The 4,628-nt window shown below is 72.8% G+C and carries 5 protein-coding genes and 3 pseudogenes; 4 read left to right on the plus strand and 4 right to left on the minus strand.

Translation table 11 applies throughout. The features are described 5' to 3' along the window. Positions 1-201 (minus strand): annotated as a pseudogene (locus tag G3I65_RS24385) (amidase); the annotation flags it as partial. A gap of 170 nt (positions 202-371) precedes the next feature. Here G3I65_RS24385 and G3I65_RS24390 point away from each other — a divergent pair. After that, positions 372-1,400 (plus strand): D-cysteine desulfhydrase family protein, encoded by a 1,029-nt coding sequence (locus G3I65_RS24390; protein WP_160698161.1) that lies wholly within the window; start codon positions 372-374, stop codon positions 1,398-1,400. 78 nt (positions 1,401-1,478) lie between these two features. On the opposite strand, the pseudogene G3I65_RS24395 reads toward G3I65_RS24390, so the two are convergent. Both G3I65_RS24395 and G3I65_RS24400 read right to left on the minus strand, forming a co-directional pair. Next, positions 1,479-2,072, minus strand: a pseudogene (locus tag G3I65_RS24395) (DUF998 domain-containing protein); the annotation flags it as partial. 9 nt (positions 2,073-2,081) lie between these two features. Continuing rightward, positions 2,082-2,868: pseudogene (locus G3I65_RS24400) on the minus strand (protein phosphatase 2C domain-containing protein). 90 nt (positions 2,869-2,958) lie between these two features. Here G3I65_RS24400 and G3I65_RS24405 point away from each other — a divergent pair. Together G3I65_RS24405 and G3I65_RS24410 are read left to right on the plus strand one after the other, a co-directional pair. Continuing rightward, complete coding sequence (locus tag G3I65_RS24405; protein ID WP_014154112.1) at positions 2,959-3,168, plus strand: sigma factor-like helix-turn-helix DNA-binding protein; 210 nt, start codon at positions 2,959-2,961, stop codon at positions 3,166-3,168. Further along, positions 3,168-3,695, plus strand: a complete 528-nt coding sequence (locus tag G3I65_RS24410) for a Clp protease N-terminal domain-containing protein (RefSeq protein ID WP_160698162.1) — start codon at positions 3,168-3,170, stop codon at positions 3,693-3,695. The genes G3I65_RS24405 and G3I65_RS24410 overlap by 1 nt, the downstream gene beginning before the upstream one ends. Here the strand turns inward: G3I65_RS24410 and G3I65_RS24415 are convergent. Further along, positions 3,692-4,315, minus strand: a complete 624-nt coding sequence (locus tag G3I65_RS24415) for a YitT family protein (protein ID WP_160698163.1) — start codon at positions 4,313-4,315, stop codon at positions 3,692-3,694. The genes G3I65_RS24410 and G3I65_RS24415 overlap by 4 nt on opposite strands. 61 nt (positions 4,316-4,376) lie before the next feature. Here G3I65_RS24415 and G3I65_RS24420 point away from each other — a divergent pair. After that, positions 4,377-4,628: GntR family transcriptional regulator (locus G3I65_RS24420; RefSeq protein ID WP_166640524.1), on the plus strand; the 252-nt coding region annotated here is incomplete at its 3' end.

Below are 4,628 nucleotides of genomic sequence, written 5' to 3' on the forward strand. Positions count from 1 at the left end.
GGCCTTCAAGCGCCGGTCCGCCTCCGCGGCTTCGGCGCGCGCTTCGTCGTCGCGCAGGTGCCGGAAGGCGTTGAGGACCGGCTGGCTGGCGTGCGCGCGCCCGAGGGCCGTCGCGGTCAGCTCGGCGGCGGTGACTTCCCCCGCGGCGAGCCGCGCGGCCTGCTCGGCGAGGCCGGGGAACTCCAGGCTCGTGGCGGTCATGGCACCTCCCGGACGCTCTCGTTCGTTCGAACGAACGTTACCGGATACCGCCGGTCTTCGGCTACTCCCAAGCGCCCCAAGGTGGCCTTCGGTGCGTCTGACGCACCCAAGGCGGCCTTCGGTGCGTCAGACGCAACCAAGGCCGCCTTGGGGCGCTTTAGAGTGGGCTGATGACGTTCGACTTCGCCGGCTTCCCCGACGCCGCACTGGCCGCGATCCCCCGTGTCGACCTCGGCGGCTGGCCGACGCCGCTGCAGGCGGCGCCCCGGCTCGGCGAGGCCCTCGGCCTGCGGAACCTGTGGCTCAAGCGCGACGACGTCCACCCGCTCGGCGCCGGCGGCAACAAACTGCGCAAGCTCGAATACCACCTCGGCGCCGCTCGCGAAGCGGGCGCGGACACGGTGATCACCTTCGGCGCGCTGCAGACCAACCACGGCCGCCAGACCGCCGCCGCGTGCGCGAAGCTCGGCCTGCGCTGCGAACTCGTGCTCACGGCGAAGGTCCCGCGCGACGGCGACGCCTACGAGCGCGGCGGCAACATCCCGCTCGACAAGCTCTTCGGCGCGACCGTCCACGTCTGCGCCGACGGCGAGGAAACCGGCCGCGTCTACGACCGCCTGGTCGCCGAAGCCGCCGCCGAGGGCCGCACGGTCTTCACCGTCCCGGTCGGCGGCTCCAACGACCTCGGCGCGCTCGGCTACGTCCGGGCGACGTACGAACTCGCGAAGCAGCTGGAAGAACGCGGCATCGAACGCGCACACCTCGTCGTCCCGCACGCCAGCGGCGGCACCGCGGCCGGCGTCGTGCTGGCCACCGCTCTTCTCGGGAACCTCGGCGTCGGCGTCGCCTGCGTCAGCCACCCGCTCGACGAGGCCACCGAGAACCTGCGCGAACTCACCGCGGGCGCGGCCAAGCTGCTCGGCGTCGAACCGCCGTCGCTCGGCCACGCCCGGCTGGGCGACTCGACGCTCGGCCCCGGCTACGGCATCCCGACCGACGCCGTCTGGCACGCGCTACGGCTGTTCGGCCGCACCGAGGGCGTCGTGCTCGATCCGGTCTACACCGGCAAGGTGGCCGCCGCGCTGGTCGAATGGGCGGGCCACTTCGCCCCCGATGACCACGTGGTGTTCCTGCACACCGGCGGCATGCCCGGCCTGTACGGCTACGCGCCCGAATTCGCGGCGGCCGTCGAAGGCTGATTCGAGGCGGATGGCCAGCCACAGCAGCGTCAGCAGCAGGGCGACGTCGGCGAGCAGCAGCAGCCGCTGCGTGACGCCGATCGGGACGACGTTCGAGACCACGCCGAACGGCTCGACGCCGGCTTCGCTCAGCCGCACGAAGACGAAACTCAGCGCGAAGAGCGCGAAAGCCGCGGCGGCCACCCGGATCGCCCGGACCAGCGCGACGCGTTCCGGGTGGCCCTTCAGCGGTTCCAGCAGCGAAATCGCGGCGCCGGGCAGGCTGCAGAACGCGACCAGGCACGCGTACAGGTGGATCTCGCCGCTCACCGGGTCCGGCGCTTCGGGGTAGCTGGCCGGGAAGATCGCGGCCGCGGCCATGCCCAGGGCCCACAACGCGAGCAGCAGCCGGGTCGTCCGCGACAGCGGCACCCCGGCGACCTGCAGCGCGCCGAGCACGGCGAGCGACCCGATGGCCAGCGACAGCACGCTCGCGCCGAGCATGCCCTCACCGCGGTCGGTCACCGTGTAGCTCGAGAGCGTGTCGTACACCGGGTCGTGCGAGCTGATGATGTGCAGCACGACGGCGGTGAAGAGCCCCCACCCGATCGCGCCCAGCGCGACGAGCCGCCACGGTCTCGTACGTTTCCCCTGTTCCGTCCCCATGCCGTCCAGGTTCTCGGAGAACGGCATCGGGCGTGATCAGGGAAGACCCTGAATTCCCCCGGAGGTTGAAGTCGACCAGGACGAGCGCCTGGTCGTCGTGGCGTTTCGGGCGCGGCCAGCGCTCGCCGTCCGGATCCTGCTTCTCCGCGGTCCGGACGGCGTCGAGGACGGCGTCCGGCCCGTCCGCGCGGGTGATCGCGAGGACCTCTTGCCAGCCGAACAGCTCGTACTGGTCGACGCCGATGGACACGCCGTCGCTGGCGAGCAGCACGGCTTCGACGTCCGCCCGCGGCCAGCTCCGGCGCACGGCGTGCGCGGCGGCACCCGGTTCGGCTTCGGCGACCCAGAACCCGTCGTGGGCGTTGCGCCGGCGGCGGACGTCGGCGCCGGTTTGGAGCAGCCCGCGCCGCCGCAGCCGGGCGAGCCGGTCGTCGGACACGACGTCGACGCCGAAGCCGCCGAACGCGGCCACCGGGCTGTCGGCCAGCACCAGCGCGTCGACCCGGTCGTCGAGCCAGCGCACGGCCGCGACCGTGCTGGACGGCGACTGCCGCGGGAGCAACTGGTTTTCCGCGCTGACCTCGCCGATCGCGCGGGTGAGCGCTTCGGCCAGATCGGCTTCGGGAGCGGCGCGGAGAGCGTCACCGAGGTGCCGCGCGAGGCGCTCGGCGTACCAGCCGCCGGGTGGTTGCGTGGGGTCCGACGAGGTGGCGCCGTCGAGGACCAGCACCGCGTTGTCCAGCACGACGACGTGGTCCTCGGTGGGGCGTGGGTGGCCGTCGGCGCCCACCCCGGCCCGCTCGGCGATCGCGATCTCGGGCATCTCCCGACTGTACGTCGGTCCTCGTCGGGCTTCGCGATGAGCGTGTCAACCTCAGTTGACAGGCGCCCGATGTCAACGTAGGTTGACAGCATGACGGAAGCGACGGATTTGGCCGCCCGGGCCGGTGATCGCGATCCCCGGGTGGGGCTGCGCGCGGTCGCCGCGCTCCGGCGGCTGCTGGAACAACTGGAGGCCGTGCAGGTCCGCAGTGCGCGGGTGCAGGGCTGGTCGTGGCAGGAAATCGCCGCCGAGCTGGGGGTCAGCCGGCAGGCCGTGCACAAGAAGTACGGGAGGCACTGATGTTCGAACGGTTCACGGCGGACGCGCGGCTCGCGGTCGTCGAAGCGCAGATGACGGCGCGACAGTCCGGCTCGGTGCAGGTCGAGCCGTCGGACCTGCTGGCGGGGCTGCTCAAGACCGGCGTGCCGCTGCTCACCGAGCTGGGCGTCGCCACCGACGACCTGGCCGCCGAGCTGGCGCGGACCCGGCGCCGCGGCGGGGTCAGCGACGCCGACGCCGAGGCGCTCACCGAGTTCGGCATCGACATCGAGCAGATCGTCGAGCGCGTCGAGCAGACCCACGGCGAAGGGGCGCTGGCCGGCCGGCTCGGGCCGGCGAAGCGCGGGCACATCCCCTTCACCGCGCAGTCGAAGAAGACGCTCGAGCTCAGCCTCAAGGAAGCCGTCCGGCTGGGCGACAAGCACCTGGGGCAGGAGCACATCCTGCTCGCGCTGGCCCAGCAGCGCGGCACCGACGACGTCCTCGCCCGGCGCGGCGCCGACTACGTGACGCTGCGCCGGGTCGTCCAGCAGCGCAAAGCCGGCTAGGCGCGCTCGCGCCACACCACGAACGGCAGCAGCGCCTGGGTCAGCGGGCCGATCGCCAGCGCGTAGAGCACGGTGCCGACCCCGACCGTCCCGCCGAGGAAGAAGCCCACGACGACCACGGTGACCTCGATGCCGGTGCGCACCAGCCGGACCGACCAGCCGGTGCGGGCGGCGAGGCCGGTCATCAGGCCGTCGCGCGGGCCGGGGCCGAGCCGGGCGCCGACGTAGGTCGCGGTCGCGACGCCGTTCAGCGCGATGCCGCCGGCCAGGAGCGCGATCTGCCAGGCCAGGTCGTGCTGGTCGGGCACCACCGCGCGGACGGCGTCGACCATCACCGAGATGACGACGACGTTCGCGATGGTGCCGATGCCGGGCCGCTGCCGCAGCGGGATCCACAGCAGCAGCACGACCACCGAGATCAGGCCGGTCACCGTGCCGAACGACAGGCCGGTGTGCTTCAGGACGCCTTCGGCCAGCACGCTCCACGGCTCGAGGCCGAGGCCGGCCCGGGTGACGAGGGCGACGCTGGTGCCGTAGAGGGCGAGGCCCGCGAGCAGCTGAACACTGCGGCGGGCGGGGTCACGGGTGATCCGGACGGGCCGGAGGTCGATCTGAGCCACACCCGCACTATCCGCCGCAAGTGGCCTTGTAAACCATAGCCAATTCCAGGATATTGGCCTTATGGAAGCCGCAGTCCCACTGGGTGGACGCATCTCCGGGCCACGATTGGCCGTCATGCTGGGCTCCTGGCGGCAGGGCTCCCGGCAGGGCGCGGCCGACCTGGCCGCGGCCATCGAACTGCAGGTGCTCGACGGCCAGCTCCCGCTCGGCACCCGGCTGCCCGCCGAACGCGAGCTCGCCGACGCGCTCGGCGCGAGCCGGACGCTGATCGGCGCGGCACTGGACCGGTTGCGGGAGAACGGGTTCGTCGCG

This window comes from Amycolatopsis sp. SID8362 (assembly GCF_010550475.1).
Taxonomy (GTDB): domain Bacteria; phylum Actinomycetota; class Actinomycetes; order Mycobacteriales; family Pseudonocardiaceae; genus Amycolatopsis; species Amycolatopsis eburnea.

Coding starts and splice junctions, on each gene's coding strand:
- G3I65_RS24390 (WP_160698161.1), top strand. CDS start 372: ATGACGTTCGACTTCGCCGGCTTCCCCGACGCCGCACTGGCCGCGATC.
- G3I65_RS24405 (WP_014154112.1), top strand. CDS start 2,959: ATGACGGAAGCGACGGATTTGGCCGCCCGGGCCGGTGATCGCGATCCC.
- G3I65_RS24410 (WP_160698162.1), top strand. CDS start 3,168: ATGTTCGAACGGTTCACGGCGGACGCGCGGCTCGCGGTCGTCGAAGCG.